The 17,682-nt window shown below is 65.4% G+C and carries 12 protein-coding genes; 11 read left to right on the top strand and 1 reads right to left on the bottom strand.

Annotation, left to right across the window (positions count from 1 at the left end):
* Positions 1-299: 299 nt before the first annotated feature.
* The 4 genes from AC3EC3_RS07440 (at position 300) to fahA (ending at position 6,156) form a co-directional block, all read left to right on the top strand.
* On the top strand, positions 300-1,607 hold the full coding sequence (locus AC3EC3_RS07440; RefSeq protein ID WP_488488953.1) for an MFS transporter: 1,308 nt from the start codon (positions 300-302) through the stop codon (positions 1,605-1,607).
* 132 nt (positions 1,608-1,739) lie between these two features.
* Positions 1,740-3,266, top strand: a complete 1,527-nt coding sequence (locus AC3EC3_RS07445; RefSeq protein ID WP_488488954.1) for an alginate export family protein — start codon at positions 1,740-1,742, stop codon at positions 3,264-3,266.
* 218 nt (positions 3,267-3,484) lie between these two features.
* Positions 3,485-4,831 (top strand): homogentisate 1,2-dioxygenase, encoded by a 1,347-nt coding sequence (hmgA, locus tag AC3EC3_RS07450; protein WP_488489229.1) that lies wholly within the window; start codon positions 3,485-3,487, stop codon positions 4,829-4,831.
* Positions 4,828-6,156, top strand: a complete 1,329-nt coding sequence (gene fahA / locus AC3EC3_RS07455) for a fumarylacetoacetase (RefSeq protein ID WP_488488955.1) — start codon at positions 4,828-4,830, stop codon at positions 6,154-6,156. The genes hmgA and fahA overlap by 4 nt, the downstream gene beginning before the upstream one ends.
* A gap of 120 nt (positions 6,157-6,276) precedes the next feature.
* Here fahA and AC3EC3_RS07460 read toward each other — a convergent pair whose 3' ends face one another.
* Entirely contained in the window at positions 6,277-8,208 is a 1,932-nt protein-coding gene (locus tag AC3EC3_RS07460; protein WP_488488956.1) for a CocE/NonD family hydrolase, read from the bottom strand.
* Positions 8,209-8,698: 490 nt separating this feature from the next.
* On the opposite strand from AC3EC3_RS07460, the gene AC3EC3_RS07465 reads away from it, so the two are divergent.
* The 7 genes from AC3EC3_RS07465 to AC3EC3_RS07495 all read left to right on the top strand — a co-directional run bounded on the left by AC3EC3_RS07465 (position 8,699) and on the right by AC3EC3_RS07495 (position 17,650).
* A complete protein-coding gene (locus AC3EC3_RS07465; RefSeq protein ID WP_488488957.1) occupies positions 8,699-10,255 on the top strand; it encodes an alginate export family protein in 1,557 nt (518 codons plus the stop codon).
* Between the two features lie 139 nt (positions 10,256-10,394).
* Positions 10,395-13,430, top strand: a complete 3,036-nt coding sequence (locus AC3EC3_RS07470) for a xanthine dehydrogenase family protein molybdopterin-binding subunit (protein WP_488488958.1) — start codon at positions 10,395-10,397, stop codon at positions 13,428-13,430.
* On the top strand, positions 13,427-14,254 hold the full coding sequence (locus AC3EC3_RS07475; protein WP_488488959.1) for an FAD binding domain-containing protein: 828 nt from the start codon (positions 13,427-13,429) through the stop codon (positions 14,252-14,254). The genes AC3EC3_RS07470 and AC3EC3_RS07475 overlap by 4 nt, the downstream gene beginning before the upstream one ends.
* A complete protein-coding gene (locus AC3EC3_RS07480; protein WP_488488960.1) occupies positions 14,242-14,805 on the top strand; it encodes a (2Fe-2S)-binding protein in 564 nt (187 codons plus the stop codon). The genes AC3EC3_RS07475 and AC3EC3_RS07480 overlap by 13 nt, the downstream gene beginning before the upstream one ends.
* A complete protein-coding gene (locus AC3EC3_RS07485) occupies positions 14,798-16,366 on the top strand; it encodes an AMP-binding protein (RefSeq protein WP_488488961.1) in 1,569 nt (522 codons plus the stop codon). The genes AC3EC3_RS07480 and AC3EC3_RS07485 overlap by 8 nt, the downstream gene beginning before the upstream one ends.
* A complete protein-coding gene (locus AC3EC3_RS07490; protein ID WP_488488962.1) occupies positions 16,363-17,148 on the top strand; it encodes an enoyl-CoA hydratase/isomerase family protein in 786 nt (261 codons plus the stop codon). The genes AC3EC3_RS07485 and AC3EC3_RS07490 overlap by 4 nt, the downstream gene beginning before the upstream one ends.
* A 25-nt stretch (positions 17,149-17,173) precedes the next feature.
* Positions 17,174-17,650 (top strand): MaoC/PaaZ C-terminal domain-containing protein, encoded by a 477-nt coding sequence (locus AC3EC3_RS07495; RefSeq protein WP_488488963.1) that lies wholly within the window; start codon positions 17,174-17,176, stop codon positions 17,648-17,650.
* Positions 17,651-17,682 lie beyond the last annotated feature (32 nt).

Below are 17,682 nucleotides of genomic sequence, written 5' to 3' on the forward strand. Positions count from 1 at the left end.
CCTGCCCCATGCACCGGGCAACAGGCAGGATAAGGCTTCAAGCCTCACGACACTGCCGAATGCGCAAGGCAAAAAGCCTTAGCCGGTGAGGAGGGTGATTATGATCATCACATATCGTTATGATATCCTCGTTTTGCGCAACGATCGGTGGCTATTGCCACTGTAATCGTTTTTGATTGCAAGACGTGGTGAAGCGGGGGGCCGCGACACCATCGAACAAACAACAACATGTGTCGCCGCAAGGCCCGCGCTCCCAATATCCCGAGAAGGGCGCGAGAAAGTATTTACAGGAGAAGGGCATGGAAGATCCCCGCGCCATAGTTGCGCGCGAACCGATGCACTATAAGCAGGTTCTCGCCGTAACCATTGCAACTGCACTCAATGCACTCGATGGTTTCGACGTACTTTCAATCAGTTTCGCCTCGCCCGGCATCGCCAAGGACTGGGGCATCGACCGCGCCGCACTGGGCCTCGTGCTGTCGATGGAACTGTTCGGCATGGGCATCGGCGCCTTCATCCTGGGCAACCTGGCCGACCGCGTGGGCCGTCGCCCGACGATCCTGGGCTGCCTTGTCATCATGTCGCTGGGCATGCTGGCCGCCTCGACCGCCACGAACGTCGAGATTCTCTCGGCCTATCGCCTGTTCACCGGCCTTGGCATCGGCGGCATGCTGGCCGCGACCAACGCCGTCGCCGCCGAATGCTCGAACGCCAAGCGCCGCAACCTGACGGTCGCTATCATGGCCGGCGGCTTCCCGATGGGCGCCATCGTCGGCGGCTCGCTCGCCTCGTTCGTGCTGGGCGCGACCGGGCACTGGCAGTCGGTGTTCGAGTTCGGCTCGGCGCTCACCGCGCTGTTCATCCCGCTGACGCTGTGGCTGGTGCCAGAGACGATGGCCTTCCTCGTCACCAAGCGCCCCAAGGGTGCGCTGGAGAAGATCAACCGCACGATGGTTGCGCAAGGCCGCGCGCCGCTGGGCGAGCTGCCGCCGGTCGATGAAAGCAAGAAGCGCGCCTCGTTCGGGGACTTCTTCGCCCCCGGCATGCGCAGCGTGACGCTGCTGCTGACGCTCACCTACTTCGCGCACATGCTGAGCTTCTACTTCCTGATGAAGTGGATTCCCAAGATCGTCGTCGATCTGGGCTTCGCGCCCCCGATGGCGGGCGGCGTGCTGGTGTGGGCCAACGTCGGCGGCGCGATCGGCTCGATCACGGCTTCGATCCTCTCGCAGAAGATGGGCATCCGCCCGGTCGTCATCGCCTCGATGTTCCTGGGCTTCGTTGCCGTCGCCGCGTTCGGCCAGGGCTTCACGACGCTGGGCGGCCTCTCGCTGATCGCCTGCATCGGCGGCTTCTTCACCAACGGTGCGACCGCAGGCCTGTACGCGGTGATCGCGCAGAGCTTCCCGGCGCAGCTGCGCGCGGGCGGCACCGGCGTCGTCATCGGCGTGGGCCGTGCGGGCGCGGCCCTCGGCCCGATCCTGGGCGGCCTGCTGTTCGCCAATGGCGTCTCGCTGTCGCTGGTGGCGGTGATCCTCGCCTGCGGCACGCTGGTCGGCGGCATCGCGCTGTCGCTGCTGCGCTACCGCGAAGAGGCGATTGCCTAAGAACAGGCGCCCGATCGTCTGACATACCTTCCGGGGCAGGACCGCCAAGGGCCGCCCTGCCCCGGCAATAACCTAAAAATCCAATTGCTTACAATTGAGCCTTTTGGCCAAGTTTTTCGGAGAGACCACCCCATGCGTCGTCACGCATCTCGCACCCTGCTGCTCGCCACCGGTGCCCTCACCCTGACCACTCTCGCCGCCGGTACGGCGCACGCACAGTCGACCCCGCCCGACAGCAAGGACTATTCGCTCTCGGGCGGTCCGCTGGGCGGACAGTCGGTTCCCGGCGTGCGCCCCGCCAAGTCGCAGACGAAGCCTGCACAGGTCATGCCCGGCGGCCAGACCGGCCCCGAAGGCCTGCCGCAGGCCCATCGCTGGACCGAGAACTGGTCCGCGGTTCCCGCCGCAGACGCCCCGATCATGGACAAGATCAAGCACATCTCCATCGTGCCCGATCATGACGACATCTACCTGACGCTGGGCGGCGAAGTGCGCGAATACTACACCGCGTGGTCGCACTCGGCACTGGGCCGCACCGCAGGGGATGACAACACCCTGCTCCAGCAGCGCCTGCGCCTGCTGGCAGACCTCCACCTCGGCCAGAACGTGCGCGCCTATATCGAACTGGGCGACAACCGCGAGTTCGGCGAGGAGTTCGCCACCAAGCCCAACCGCGACCGCGTGGACATCTATCAGGCCTTCGTCGACGTCTCGATCCCGCTGGGCGATGCGGGCAAGATCACCCTGCGCCCCGGCCGCTTCGAGATGCCGCTGGGCAACGGCAAGCTTGCCGGTGTGCGCGAAGGGCTCGACATGCGCTTTACCTATCAGGGTATCGAGGGCACCTGGATCCTGCCGGGCAAGGTCTCGGTGCAGGCCTTCGCGGTAAAGCCGGTCAACATCAAGCCCGGCACTTTCGACGACGGCCCGAACCACACGCAGGACTTCCACGGCGTCTACGTGAGCGCGCCCAATCGTCTGGCGGGCTTCGGCACCGACGTCTACTGGTACGAGATGGACCGCGACACCGCGACCCTGCGCACCGGCACCGGCCGCGACGATCGCAACAACTGGGGCGCGCGCCTGTGGAAGCGGAACGCCACTGTCGATATCGACCTTGAGGGCACCTATCAGAGCGGTACGTTCGCCGGGCAGGACATCGAGGCCTACGGTATCCTGTTCGAAGGCGGCTACACCTTCAACGACAGCGCGCTGAAGCCCCGCCTTGGCCTTCGCGCCAACCTGTTCTCGGGCGACAAGCACGCGAACGATGGCAAGTCGAACACCTTCGTCGCCGCCTCGCCGCGCCTGCCGCTGTTCAGCGAAGCCGCGTTCTTCAACTTCTCGAACATCATGGACCTCTACCCCTCGGTCACGGTGAAGCCGACGCCTGCCATCACCGTGATGGCAGGACCTGACTTCCTGTGGCGCAACACCAAGGCGGACGGCATCTACGTCGGCCCCACCGGCGCCAGCTTCGCACCGTATGCATCGAGCCGCGCGATCGGCACCGATCTCAACCTCGAAGCCTCGTGGCAGGCCACCCGCCGCCTCTCGTTCCGTCTGTTCGAGACCTACTTCGCTGCCAGCAACTCGTTCCAGGACAACGGCGGCAAGAACGGCAACTACTTCGGCCTTCAGGGCAACTACCGCTTCTAAGGACGATCTTTCGAAACCCGACAAAGGCGTCGGCACCCGTAAGGTGCCGGCGCCTTTTCATGTCGGGCACGATCGCAAAACGCCCCTCGACCTTCCCTGCAAGCACGCTATCTTCTCCCTTATAAAACAAGGAGAGGACCATGATCCGCGAAACCCGGCCCGAAAAGGCCGAGCCCGTGGGCGACCCTGCAGGCGCCGGCACGCGCCCGGCGGCCGTCATGCTCACCGGATTTGCCAACCACCACGCCAGCGAGGCCGTGCCCGGTGCGCTGCCGATCGGACGCAATTCCCCGCAAGTGCCGCCGTTCGGGCTTTATGCCGAACAGCTTTCGGGCACCGCTTTCACGGCCCCGCGCCATGCCAATCGCCGTTCATGGCTCTATCGCCTGCGCCCCAGCGCGCAGCACGCGGCGTGGAAGCTGCTGTGCGGGGCGCCGGATCTCAGCCGTGACCAGTTCGGCGATGCTGCGTTCGACACCATCCCCGCCAGCCCCAACCGGCTGCGCTGGGAAGCCCTGCCGCTGCCACCTGCGGGCGAGACCGATTTCGTCGATGGCCTCGTCAGTTGGGCCCGCGCGGGCGATCCCCACGAAGGCACCGGCTGCAGCATCCATCTTTATGCGGCGGGCCGCTCGATGGAGAACCGCGCCTTCTTCAGCGCCGATGGCGAATGGCTGATCGTGCCGCAACACGGCGCGCTCCACATCGTGACCGAGATGGGCACGATGACCCTCGCCCCCTTGCAGATCGCCGTGATCCCGCGCGGCATGCGCTTCCGCGTCGAACTGCCCGATGGTCCCGCGCGCGGCTATGTCTGCGAGAACCACGGCGCGCCGCTGCACCTGCCCGAACTGGGGCCGATCGGCGCCAATGGCCTTGCCAATTCGCGCGATTTCGAAACGCCTGCCGCCGCCTTCGAGGACGACGACACCCCTTGCGAACTGGTGCAGGCGTTTCAGGGACGACTTTGGACCACAACGCTCGGCCACAGTCCGTTCGATGTCGTCGCCTGGCACGGCAACCTTGCACCCTATCGCTACGACCTCACCCGCTTCAACGCGATGAACACGGTGACGTTCGACCATCCCGACCCCTCGATCTTCACCGTGCTGACCTCGCCCAGCGACACACCGGGCGTGGCGGGCGTGGATTTCGTAATCTTCCCGCCGCGCTGGTCGGTGGCCGAGGACACTTTCCGTCCGCCCTATTTCCACCGCAACGTGATGAGCGAGTTCATGGGGCTGATCGAAGGCGCCTACGATGCCAAGGCGGCCAAGGCAGAAGGTGGCGGCTTCGTGCCCGGCGGGGCCAGTCTGCACAACCGCATGTCCGCGCACGGGCCGGATGCCGCCACGCATGCCGCAGTAATCCAGGGCGGGGGCAAGGCCGGGCTCGAACCGGTGCGCTACAGGGATACGATGGCCTTCATGTTCGAAAGCCGCTTCGTGTTCCGCCCCAGCCGCCGGGCGATGACCGGGCCGACCTTGCAGCACGACTATGACGGCTGCTGGCAGGACTTTTCCAAAGCGCAGGTGCCGCCTGCTGCCGAAGGCGGCAAGGCATGACGCTGCCCCTGCGCGATGCCACGCATGACCCGAAGCGCACGAGTTGGGTCGAGAGCGCGAACGGCCATGCGCAGTTCCCGGTGCAGAACCTGCCGCTGGGCGTTTACGCCCCGCCCGCAGGGCCACCGCGCATCGGCGTTGCCATCGGCGAGGCGGTGCTTGACCTGGCCGCCTGCGCCGTGGCCGATCTCCTGCCCGCTGCGGCACAGGATGCTGCCTGCCAGGGCACGCTGAATGCGATCTTTGCCCTGCCCGCCCGCGAACGACAGGCCCTGCGCCACAGCATCAGCGCCCTGCTCAGCGATCTGTCCTACCGCGAAATGGTGGGACCGCTGCTGACCCCGGCTGCGGATTGCACGATGCATCTGCCTGCGCGAATCGGCGACTACACCGATTTCTACGTCGGCATCCACCATGCCGAAGCGGTCGGTCGTCTGTTCCGCCCGCACGCGCCCCTGCTGCCCAACTACAAGCATCTGCCCATCGGCTATCACGGGCGGGCCTCCTCGGTCCGCGTCTCGGGCGAGCCGGTGCGCCGCCCACGCGGACTGGTGCTTCCCGCAGGCGCCGAAGTGCCTACTTACGCACCAACGGCAAGGCTCGACCACGAGGTGGAACTGGCCTTGTGGATCGGCCCCGGCAATGCGCCCGGCCAGCCGATCCCGATCGCCGGGGCGGGAGAACATATCGTCGGCCTGGGCCTGCTCAATGACTGGTCGGCGCGCGATGTGCAGGCCTTCGAGTACCAGCCGCTCGGCCCGTTTCTGGGCAAGAGCTTTCACACCTCGGTTTCGCCCTGGGTGGTGACGCTGGAGGCTCTCGCCCCGTTCCTCATCGCGCAGGCGCCCCGCTCCGAAGGCGATCCAGCCCCGCCGCCGCATCTCCACGACGAAGAGGACGCCCGGCGCGGCGCCCTTGCCCTCACGCTGGAAGCCCACCTCACCAGCGAGCGGATGCGGCGCCACGGCGATGTGCCGCTGCGGCTCAGCCGCGCGAGTGCCGGTGCGATGTACTGGACGATGGCACAGATGGTCGCGCATCACACCTCGAACGGGTGCGACCTGCGGCCCGGCGACCTGCTCGGCACCGGCACGATCTCGGGGCCCGATGAAGGCGGGTGCGGGAGCCTGCTGGAGATGACGCGCGGCGGGGCCGAGCCGCTCGCCCTGCCCTCCGGCGAGACGCGCGCGTTTCTCGAAGACGGTGACGAGGTGGTGCTGAGCGCGCGTGCGACGGCACCCGGTGCGGTGCCGATCGGCCTGGGCGAATGTCGCGCGCGCGTGCTGCCCGCAGCCGGTGCCGAGGGCAGCGCTGGAACCCGCTAGAGGGGCTCTAGACCCGTCCAGACCCTCTCTGGACGCGTTTAGACCGGTTTCTACCCGACACGCAAAAGGACCGGAAAGCGGTATGCTCTTCCGGCCCTTTTCATACGTCTTTTTAGCGACTTAGTTTGTCGCGGTAGAGGCCGGGACCACCGGCAGCAGCACTGCGCTCTGCCCCTGTGGCCCATGCTCGATCGTCACTGTCGCCGCCTTGTAATCGGCCGGCTTGGCGAACAGGATGTTGGGCACGTAAGTCTGTGGATTGCGGTCATAAACCGGGAACAGGCTCGACTGGATCTGCACCATGATCTTGTGCCCCGGCTTGAACTCGTAGTTCACCGTCGGCAACCGGAACTTGTACTCCTGCACTTCATTTGCCGGGATCGCCGACGGGTTCGCAAAGCTCTTGCGATACCGCCCGCGGAAGATGTCGAGCGAGACAGGTAGTTGATATCCGCCCATTTCCGGGTTGCTGGCATCAGTGCCCGGATAGACGTCGATCACCTTGACCACGAAATCGCCGTCCGTCCCGGTGGTGCGCGCGAAGATGTCCGCGATCGGCGCGCCTTCCAGCGTCACCGACTTGTCGAGCACCGGCGTCGTGTAGGACACCACGTCCGGCCGCGCGGTGGCGAAGCGCTGGTCGGTGACAAGCCAGGTGCGCCAGCGATCGTTCTTAGCCGGGATCGGCAGCGGCAGGAACGGCACCGGCTTGGCCGGATCGGAGACATAGCTGTCCCCACCACCGGTCGGCGCAGTGAAACCAAGGCCGTTATTTGCCTGCAGATACAGCGGAGTAAGCGCCTGCTGGTTGGCGGGCTTCCAGTCGGCAAAGCTGTCCCAGTGCTTGTTCACCGGGTCATAGATCATCGCCTGCGGCAGCGGCTTGGGCTCCGGCGTGCCGCGCAGGTAGTGGTTGAACCACGGGATCATCACATTGCGGCGGAAGTCCTGCGTGGTGTTGCCCGGCCACTTGAGCGGCCCCAGTTCATTGCCATCGCGGTTGATCTGGCTGTGATACCACGGCCCCATGACAAGGTGGTTATTGGCTCCGTAACCGGCTTCCTTCAGCGCTTCAAAAGCATGGACGGCGCCGTAGATATCTTCCTGATCCCACAAGCCCTGAAGCCACATCGTCGGGACAGTCGAAGGGTGCGCGGCGACCTGCTTGTCCAGCGCCTGAAGCTGCCAGAAAGCATCGTAGGCCGGGTGCGCAGCAAAGCGGTTCCACCAGGGCAACTGCTTGAACCCGTTCTTTTCGGCATAGTCACCGGCCGAACCGCCTTCGAGGAAGTTCTGGTAATCATCATAGTTCGCGCGCGGGATGCCCTGCCCTTCACCCGCCTTGGTCATCTGGCCAGTGAAGTAATCGAGGTTCACCTGACGGAAGGCGCCATAGTGATACCAGTCATCGCCCATCCAGCCATCGATCATCGGGCTTTCGGGCGCAGCGGCCTTCAGCGCAGGGTGCGGGTGCAGCAGCGCCATGGCCACCGTCCAGCCATCGTACGACGAGCCGATCATGCCGACGTTGCCGTTGGTTTCCTTGAGGTTCTTCACCAGCCAGTCGATAGTATCATAGGCATCGGTGGTATCGTCGGTCTTGCTGGGATTGAGCACACCTATGGTGGGGCGCGTCATCACGTACTTGCCTTCCGAACCGTACTTGCCGCGAATGTCCTGCCAGACAAGGATATAGCTGCCGTCCGCCCAGTCCTTGTTGCCCGACCACACCGCGTCGGCCATGTGCGGGCTGTCCGTGTTCGAAAAACCGCTGGCATTATAGGGGGTACGCTCCAGCAGGATGGGCAGGTCGTGCGCGCCCTTGGGGATCATCACCACGGTATGCAGCTTCACGCCGTCCCGCATCGGGATCATGATCTCGCGGCGGACGTAATCGAAGTTGTCCTGCGGCTGCTTCCACGTCCCGGTGATGTCCGATCCGGTCTGGATCATGTCGGGCGTCACGCCTTCGGCGTTCTTCGGCGCGGGGGCTGCGGCCGACAGGACGAACGCGAGCGAGACGAGTGCCCCGCCCATTGCGACTGATTTCATGAGGATGCGATCCTTGGCAGGTGGCGGGCCGCCCTCACGACCCTGAATGGAACCGGTCGCAACTATTGCGGGGTTGTTTCGACGATTGCAACACCCTGCCTTGCGCAAGGCCCGGACCAACGCCCCAAAGCCTCGGGAAAGCGCCGAAAAGCGATCAATTCGGCTGATCGGCGGGATAATCCATCATTATTGGAAGTTTGCGCAAGGCGGCGACAGACTTGGCAACATAACCGGTCACAAAGACCGATACAACGGGAGAGGTCTATGGCCGCGCTTAGCGCCGCAGCAGACCCGACACATTCGACAGCCCCTTCGCAGGGACTGCCGCCGTCGGACACCATGCCAAGACGAGCTTTCGCGGGGCTATCCCCGCCGATCTGACGCGCCGCTCGCACACATCACCTGACCTCATTGTCTACCCACCGTCTGACCGGGCGCCGCTGCGAAGCGCGCGCGGGGGGCGGCGCATGTCCGAAAGACGTGATAAACCATGATTCTTACCGCCCTTGGCCTTGCTGCCACAACCGCTCCTCTGGCGTTAAGCGCAGCCAGCCCGGACGCCATTCTGGTCAATTCCGATGCCGTCACTGCCATCGCCCCGGCAACAGTGCAGGCTTCCGCAAAGACGCCTCCCTCTGCGCAAGAACCGACCCCCAAGCCCAGCGCCAAGACCGATCTCCCCTTCGCAGCGCAAGGGCTCGGCGATGCGGTCGGCCCGGTCTATCACCTCGCGCGCTGGACCGAGGACTGGTCATATCTGCGCGACAAGTCGAAACGCAAGGATCCGTTCGATCCGCTCAAGTTCGTGCCGCTGGACCCCGAAGGCAACACCTACATCACCTTCAGCAACGAGATGCGGCCGCGCATCAACGTGATGTCGAACCCCGGCCTTGTCCCCGGCTCGCCCCGGCAGGACCAGTTGCTGATGCGCATCTTCGCAGGCGCTGACCTGCATGTCGGCGACCATTTCCGCGCCTATGGCGAACTGGCCAGCAGCCTTGTCGGCGGCAACAACGTGCAGAAGTCGAAGACCAGCGGCTATGTGAAGAACGACCTGTTCGTCCAGCAACTCTTCGTCGATGCCCATACGCAGATCGGCAGTGCCGACGTTGGCGTTCGCGTCGGGCGGCAGGACTTCCTCGACGGCCCACCGGTGATCATCTCCAATCAGGAGAATGCCGATATTCACGTCACTTTCGACGGCGTGCGCGGCTGGATCACCGGCAAACGGGTGCGCGCCAGTCTGTTCGATTTCGATTACGTGACGGTCGGCACCGGTGCCTTCGACGATCCCACCGACCATTCCCGCCACCTGCGCGGCGTGACCGCCAGCGTCATGCTCACGCCGCCGGGCGGCAAGGGCGATCCGCAGATCTTCTTCGACCCTTTCCTGTGGCAATATACTGATCGCGCAGCGAGTTACGGCGGTGTGATCGGTCATGAGCGGCGCGAGACATATGGCACGCGGCTGTGGGGCAACGGTGGCCCGATCAGCTTCGACTGGACGGCCCTGAAGCAAAGCGGCCGCTTCGACGGGCGCGACATCGACGCGACGATGGTCTTCACCAAGCAGCTCGTCCAGTTGAGCAGCAAAGGCTGGAAACCGCAGATCGGCTTCCATGCGGACCTGGCATCGGGTGGCGGCGCGTTCGGTGACGGCACGCTGGGAACCGCGAACTTCCTGGTCGGCTCGGTGCCGCTCTGGAGCTGGTCCGTCTCGTTCGGCATGTCGAACTTCAAGGCTCTGGCCCCGATGGTGAACCTGCAACCCTCCAAGAAGCTCAAAGTGCAGATGGAGTACGAGATGCTCTGGCGCGACGACGTGCACGACGCGATCTATCAATCCTCCGGCCTGCCCTATGCGCGCACCCAGAACTCGACCGATGCGCATACCGCCAACCTGCTGCGCGCCAACATTTCCTATGCGATCAATCCACACCTCACCTGGACTACACGCCTCGAGTACGTCGATGCGAAAGGCGGACTGACGCAGGCAGGCTACGGGGACAGCATGTTTGCGGGAACCTGGCTGCAATTCCGGTTCTGATCACCGCATAACGATCACGAGTAATGATCCAGATCATCACCCGTAATTATTTGCAGTGATGATAATCCAATCGCATTGTCATCACCAACGATGAGAGCCCGCCATCGGCCTGCATGGCCGATGCGACGGGCGGCAGAGGATGACAGTGTCGGCACCCGCTTCCCGTACCGTACCCACGACCGAAGGCCGTTCCCCGGATTCTCCCGCCCCGGATGCAAAGGCCTGGGTCGGGCAGGATCTTCCCCGTGTGGAGGATGCCGCCCTGCTCACCGGACGCGGGCGCTATGTCGATGACCTGGGTGTGCGGCCGGGCACGGCCCACGCCGCGATCCTGCGCTCTGCCAGTGGTCACGCCCGCATTCGCGGCATCGACACGACAGCGGCGCAAGCGCTCCCCGGCGTCTACGCCGTCGTCACGGCCGAGCACATTCAGGCTCTGACCAACAGCTTGGTCGTCGGCCTGAAAATCCCCATCGAGTGCTGGCCGCTGGCCGTCGACAAGGTGCGCTATTTCGGCGAGCCGGTGGCCGTCGTCGTCGCCCGCGACCGCTATGTCGCCGAAGACGCGCTCGATCTCATCAAGGTCGATTACGAGACTCTGCCCTCGGTGATCGATCCGGAGGCCGCGCTCGCACCGGATGCGCCGGTGCTGCACGATGGCCTCGGCAGCAATCTCGCCAACACGCGCGAGTTCACCTACGGCGATCCCGAAGCTGCCTTCACCGCTGCACCGCACCGTATCGCGACGACCGTGCGCTATCCCCGCAGTGCCTGCACGCCGATCGAGACTTATGGTGTCGTCGCCGAATACGATGCCGGGACCGACAGCTATGACGTCACCGCCAATTTCCAAGGCCCCTTCTCGATCCACGCGGTGATGGCGCGCGCACTCAACGTGCCGGGTAACCGCCTGCGCCTGCGCACGCCGGGCGACAGCGGCGGCAGCTTCGGGATCAAGCAGGCGATCTTTCCCTATGTCGTGCTGATCTCGGTCGCCGCACGCGTTGCGGGCCGTCCGGTCAAATGGATCGAGGACCGGCTCGAACACCTGATGGCCTCATGCGTCGCCACCAACCGCGTCACCACGCTGAGCGCAGCAGTGGAGGATGACGGCCGGATCACCGCGCTCGAATGGGACCAGCTGGAAGACACCGGCGCCCATCTGCGCGCGCCGGAGCCCGCCACGCTCTATCGCATGCATGGCAACATGACCGGCGCCTACGCGATCCAGAACGTCAAGATCCGCAACCGGCTGGTCATGACCAACAAGATGCCGACCGGGCTCAATCGGGGCTTCGGCGGCCCACAGATGTACTACGCCCTGGAGCGGCTGGTGCAGCGCATCGCGGTGGAACTGAACCTCGATCCGGTGGAGGTGATCCGCCGCAACTACATTCCCGCCGATGCCTTCCCCTATCGCACCGCCACCGGCGCGCTCTACGACAGCGGCGACTACCAGACCGCCACCGCCCGCGCGCTGGATGAAGGCGGCCTTGCGGACCTGCGCGAACGCCAGAAGCAGGCGCGTGCCGAAGGGCGGCTCTATGGCATCGGCTTTGCCGCCGCGATCGAGCCCAGCGTCTCCAACATGGGCTATATCACCGCCGTCCTGACACCCGAGCAGCGCGCCAAGGCAGGCCCCAAGAACGGCGCGCAGGCGACCGCAACCATCTCCATCGACGCGGTGGGATCGGTCAGCGTCCACGTCTCGTCGGTGCCGCAGGGTCAAGGACACCGCACCGTGCTGGCACAGGTCGTCGCCGACGGTCTGGGGCTGGCGCCCAAAGATATCAGCGTCGTCACCGACCTCGATACCGGCAAGGATGCCTGGTCGATCGCCTCGGGCAACTATTCCAGCCGTTTCGCCGCCGCCGTTGCGGGAGCCGCGCGTATCGCCTGCGACCGTATCCGCGCCAAGCTGGCAACGGTTGCCGCCGCGCAGCTGAAGGTCGAGGTCGAAGACATCGTTTTCGCCAACGGACGCGTACATGGCGGCAATCCGGAAAAGTCGCTGCCCTTCGCGCGCGTCGCGTCATCCAGCCACTGGTCCCCCGGCGAACTGCCCCAGGGGATCGACCATACCATTCGCGAAACCGCGTTCTGGTCCCCCCCGCAACTGACCGCGCCGGACGAGCAGGACCGCGTCAACTCCTCGCTGTGCCACGGCTTCATCTTCGACATCTGCGCAATCGAGATCGACCGCGAGACCTGCGAGATCCGCTTCGATCGCTACGTCACCATGCACGACTGCGGGCGCATCCTGCACCCCGGCATGGTCGAAGGGCAGGTCACGGGCGGCTTCGCCCATGCTCTTGGTGCCGCGATGTACGAGGAAAGCGCCTATGCGCCCGACGGCAGTCTGCTGACCGGCACGCTGGCCGACTACCTGATCCCGACGATCACCGAGACGCCGCCGCTCACCATCCTGCACCACGAGACGCCCTCCCCTTTCACCCCGCTGGGCGCCAAGGGCGTGGGCGAAGGCAACTGCATGTCGACCCCGGTGTGCATCGCCAACGCCGTGGCCGACGCTTTGGGCATCGCAGAGATCACCCTGCCGATCACCCCCGCCAAGCTCGCCGAGTTCATCCATGGCGAAGAACCGCAGCCTTCCAAGCCGGTCATGCAAAAGCCCAAGCCGACAAAGACCGGCCCCGGCGAGCGCGCGCTGACCGGCGCCGGTCAGGCCACCGTCGAAGCCCCGCGCCAGCAGATCTGGAACATGCTGCTCGATCCCGACCAGCTGATGACGATCATCCCCGGCGCGCATGGCGTGGAAAAGGTGTCCGACACCGAATTCACCGCCGACGTCACCCTCGGCATCGGCCCGGTCAAGGGACGCTACACCGCCCGCATCGCGCTTTCCGACCTCGACGAACCCAATGCCGTCACGCTGGCGGGGGGCACCGAGGGTGCGCTTGGCTCCGGGCAAGGCACGGGACGCATCACGCTCACTGAAGAGAATGGCCGCACCACCATCGCCTACAACTACGAAGCCGCTGTCGGCGGCAAGGTGGCAGCCATCGGCGGACGCCTGCTGGACGGCGCCGCACGCGTCGTCATCGGCCAGTTCTTCGAGGCTCTGGCGCGCAAGGCCGGTGGCTCCAGCGGTGCGAAACTGCGCGTGCCGCTATGGCTCAAGCGGATCTTCGCGATGGCGGGAGTCGGCAAATGAAGCCTGCCCCCTTCGACTATCTGCGCGCCGACCACATCGATGAAGCGCTCGACCTGCTGCGCCGCGAGGGCGGCGATGCCCGCGTGATCGCGGGTGGTCAGTCGCTGCTGCCGATGCTCAACATGCGCCTCGCACGGCCCAAGGTCCTACTCGACGTGATGCACGTCCCCGAACTGGCCGAAGTACGCGAAGAGCGCGGCAGCCTGCGCATCGGCGCGGGCGTGCGACAGGCACAAGTGCTCGGCATCGAAAACCTTGCCCGACGCCAGCCCCTGCTCGCCGCCGGGCTTTCGTGGGTGGGTCATGCGCAGACCCGAGCGCGCGGCACCGTCTGCGGCTCGATCGCGCATGCCGACCCTTCCGCCGAACTGCCGCTGACCCTGCTGACGCTGGGCGGCGAAGTCCACCTGCGCACCGCCAGGAAGCGCCGCACGCTGGCCGCCGCCGATTTCATGACCGGCATGATGGCCACCGCCAAGGCCGACGACGAGATGATCGAGGCGGTCTCCATCCCGCTCGCCAGACCCGGCACCGGCTATGCCTTCAACGAGATCGGGCGTCGCCACGGCGACTTCGCGATCGTCGCCTGCGCGGCGGTGGTGGACGAGACCCGAACCGTGCTCGGCATCGGCGGCGTGGCGGACATGCCCGCCCGGCGCGAACTGCCGCTGCCCGATGCACCCGACTTTGCCGACGCGCTCAACCAGTTCGCCTGGGAACTGGATGCGCGCGACGATCTTCACGCCAGCGCCCGCTATCGCCGCGACCTCGTTCGCCAGATGGGTGCCCGCACCATCGAGGAGGCCGCAAGATGCCGCGCTTGAACGCCGATACGCGCCACCCCGTCACCTTCACGCTCAACGGTCGCGAAGTGTCCGGCCTGGCCGAACCGCGCCTGCTGTTGAGCGACTTCCTGCGCCACGAGATCGGCGCCACCGGCACGCATGTCGGCTGCGAACACGGCGTCTGCGGCGCCTGCACCGTGCAGATCGACGGCCGCCTCGCCCGCTCGTGCCTCGCGCTGGCCGTGCAGACCCATGGCGCCGACGTGCGCACGGTCGAAGGCCTGTCCGAAGACGGCGGGCGCACCCTCTCGGTGCTGCAGGAGGCGTTCCGTGAACATCACGGACTGCAGTGTGGCTTCTGCACGCCGGGGTTCCTGATGAGCCTCGATGCGCTGCTGCGCACTCGCCCCGATGCGAGCGAGGACGATATTCGCGAGGTGCTCTCGGGCCACCTGTGCCGCTGCACCGGCTACGCACCGATCCTGACGGCGGCCCTTGCTGCGCGTGATCGCCTGCTGGCCGAGAGAGACGCCTCGGGAGAGAACAATGCCCCCGATGCGGGCGACAAGGAGACCATCACCCATGCTTGACCTGGGAACGACGTTCATCGCCGCGCTGGAGCGCGATCCCGACCGGATCGCGATCATCGACGGCGACGTGCGGCTGACATACGCACAATGGTACGCCAGGATTTCCGCGCTGGTCGCCTCGCTGGAGAAGATCGGCCTCAAGCCCGGCGATCACCTCGTCAGCGTGCTCAAGAACCGCTGGCAGGCCGCGACCCTGCATTGGGCGTGCCAGTTCTCGGGCGTGATCCTCACCCCGATCAACTGGCGCTCCAAGGCCGACGAGGTCAGCTATGCCGTGCACGATGCCGAAGCCCGCGCCATCGTCTACGAGGACCTGCCGGAAAAGACCGTCGCCTCTGCAGGGCTGGACGGTTCGGTAATCCACATCACGCTCGACACGCCCCGCGTGGGCGAACTCGCTTTCGACGATCTGATCGCCGATACCGCCGCGCCGCCTGCAAGGCCGCGCGCCAGGGCTGACGACTGGTCGCTGATGCTTTACACCTCGGGCACCACTTCGCGTCCCAAGGGCGTACCGCGCCGCCAGCGGGCCGAGCGCGCCGCCGCCATCGCCCATGTCGCGCAGAACCTTTACGGCTATGGCGAAAAGACGCTGGGTGTCATGCCGCTCTATCACACGATGGGGGTACGCTCGCTGCTGGCCACCGCGATCATCAACGGCACCTTCGTATGTATGCCCAAGTTCGATCCCGCCGAGGCGGTGACACTGATCGAGAAGGAGGGCATCCAGAACCTCTATCTCGTGCCCACGCTGTACCATGACATCGTGCGCCATCCCGATTTCGCGCCCGAGCGGGTCGCCTCGGTGCGCAAGATCGGCTTTGCCGGCGCACCGATGACCGATGGGCTGCTCAAGCAGGTCGATGCCGCGTTCGGCCCCGAACTGTTCGTCAACCACTACGGCTCGTCGGAAATCTATACCTGCACGATCGACCAGAACGCGCAGGCCAAACCCGGCAGCGCGGGCAAGTCGGGCATCAACCAGCTGATCCGCGTGGTCGCCTTCGATCATGACGATCCCGAAGCCGTGGTCCCCCACGGCACCGAAGGCCAGATCATCGCGCTGCTGGACGGCGACGAGGCCTTCGAAGGTTACTGGCGTCGCCCCGAAGCCAACGAGAAATCGCTGAAGAACGGCTGGTTCTTCTCGTCCGACACCGGCTATTTCGACGAGGACGGCGACCTGTTCATCACCGGTCGCCTCGACGACATGATTATCTCGGGCGGCGAGAACGTTTCTCCTGTCGAAGTCGAAAGCCAGCTCTCGCTGCACCCGGCAGTGGGCGAAGTCGCTGTCGTCGGCCTGCCGCACGAGCGCTGGGGCAAGGTCGTCACCGCTTTCGTCGCGCCGTCGAAACCTGTCACCGCCGAGGAGCTGGACGCGTTCTGCGCCGCGTCCACGCTTGCCAACTTCAAGCGCCCGCGTGCTTTCGTGTTCGTGCGCGAAATTCCCAAGTCGCCGGTCGGCAAGCTGCTGCGCCGCAAGCTGGTTTCCGGCGAATACGAAGAACTCACCCCTTCCGATCTTCCCACTTCCGACATCAAGGATACCGCCGCATGACCGACCCTTATGCCAACCTCGAAGGCTTCACCGTCGAGATCGACGCCGAGCAGCAGCGCGGCGATATCATCCTCGACAACGGTGAGTTCAACACCATCTCGATGGCCCAGCGCGACCAGCTGAAAGCCGCGTTCGAGGCGCTCGACGCCGATGACCGCGTGCGCGTGATCGTGGTGCGCGCGATCGGCCAGCACTTCTCCTCGGGCGGCTACATCATGGGCTTCCTCGAAGCCTCGCCCGAACATGTCTCGAAGCTCGCCTGGAACATCGCCGCACCGGTGCGCTGCGAAAAGCCGGTGATCGCCGCCAACCGCGGCTTCGCCTTCGGCGTCGGCTTCGAGCTGTCGCTCGCCTGCGATTTCCGCATCGTCACCGAGACGACACGCTATGCCCTGCCCGAACAGAAGCTGGGCCAGATTCCCGGCTCGGGCGGTTCGGCACGCCTACAGAAGATCGTCGGCGTCGCGCGCACCAAGAACATCGTGATGCGCTCGCGCCGCGTGACCGGGCAGGAAGCCTACGACTGGGGCCTTGCCAGCGAGATCGTGCCCGACGCCGAACTGGAAGCCGCAACCGACGCTCTCGTCAAGGAACTGATCGGCTTCTCGCCCATCGCCCAGCGCACCGCCAAGAAGCTGCTCAACGACAGCGACGACGCGTTCCTTTCAACCGCGATCGAACTGGAAGGGCACTGCTATTCGCGCCTGCGCACCTCGGATGACTTCGCCGAGGGCGTCAAGGCCTTCCACGAAAAGCGCAAGCCTGTATTCAAGGGAAGCTAACCCTTCCACAAGGATGCCCCACGCGATGACCGAGCCGACCAAAACCGCCCGCCCCCCGATGCGCTGGCTGGATGACGTCGAGGTCGGCTTCGCATGGGAAGGTCGCCCGATCGCGATGGACGAGGCGGCGATCATCGCCTTCGCGAAACTCTACGACCCCCAGCCCATGCACACTGACCCCAAGGCCGCCGCGAAGGGCCGCTTCGGCACCGTGATTGCCAGCGGCTGGCAGGTCGCCGCACTGGTGATGCGCGATTATGTCGAGACCAGCCCGTTCGGCGATCTCGAACTGCTCGGCCTCGGCCTTGACGATCTCGCCTGGAGCGAAGCCGTCCGCCCCGGCGACACGCTTGTCGCCCGCCGCGAAATCGTCGAGGCCCGCCCCTCACGCAGCAAGCCGGATCGCGGCGTGGTGCGCATCGCCGTCACCGTCACCAACCAGCACAGCCGCACCGTGATGCGCTACGTCAACGCGATCCAGATGTTCCGCAAGCCGGGCTGAGGCTCAGCGGAGCGAAGTCATATTGCTGCAAA

The sequence above is a fragment of the Novosphingobium sp. BAM6 genome (genome assembly GCF_057784955.1).

Bases quoted from the DNA above. Each gene is read 5' to 3' on its own strand.
- AC3EC3_RS07485 (WP_488488961.1), top strand. From the start codon at position 14,798: ATGCTTGACCTGGGAACGACGTTCATCGCCGCGCTGGAGCGCGATCCC.
- AC3EC3_RS07465 (WP_488488957.1), top strand. From the start codon at position 8,699: ATGATTCTTACCGCCCTTGGCCTTGCTGCCACAACCGCTCCTCTGGCG.
- AC3EC3_RS07495 (WP_488488963.1), top strand. From the start codon at position 17,174: ATGACCGAGCCGACCAAAACCGCCCGCCCCCCGATGCGCTGGCTGGAT.
- AC3EC3_RS07480 (WP_488488960.1), top strand. From the start codon at position 14,242: ATGCCGCGCTTGAACGCCGATACGCGCCACCCCGTCACCTTCACGCTC.
- hmgA (WP_488489229.1), top strand. From the start codon at position 3,485: ATGCTCACCGGATTTGCCAACCACCACGCCAGCGAGGCCGTGCCCGGT.
- AC3EC3_RS07475 (WP_488488959.1), top strand. From the start codon at position 13,427: ATGAAGCCTGCCCCCTTCGACTATCTGCGCGCCGACCACATCGATGAA.
- fahA (WP_488488955.1), top strand. From the start codon at position 4,828: ATGACGCTGCCCCTGCGCGATGCCACGCATGACCCGAAGCGCACGAGT.
- AC3EC3_RS07460 (WP_488488956.1), bottom strand. From the start codon at position 8,208: ATGAAATCAGTCGCAATGGGCGGGGCACTCGTCTCGCTCGCGTTCGTC.
- AC3EC3_RS07440 (WP_488488953.1), top strand. From the start codon at position 300: ATGGAAGATCCCCGCGCCATAGTTGCGCGCGAACCGATGCACTATAAG.
- AC3EC3_RS07490 (WP_488488962.1), top strand. From the start codon at position 16,363: ATGACCGACCCTTATGCCAACCTCGAAGGCTTCACCGTCGAGATCGAC.
- AC3EC3_RS07445 (WP_488488954.1), top strand. From the start codon at position 1,740: ATGCGTCGTCACGCATCTCGCACCCTGCTGCTCGCCACCGGTGCCCTC.
- AC3EC3_RS07470 (WP_488488958.1), top strand. From the start codon at position 10,395: ATGACAGTGTCGGCACCCGCTTCCCGTACCGTACCCACGACCGAAGGC.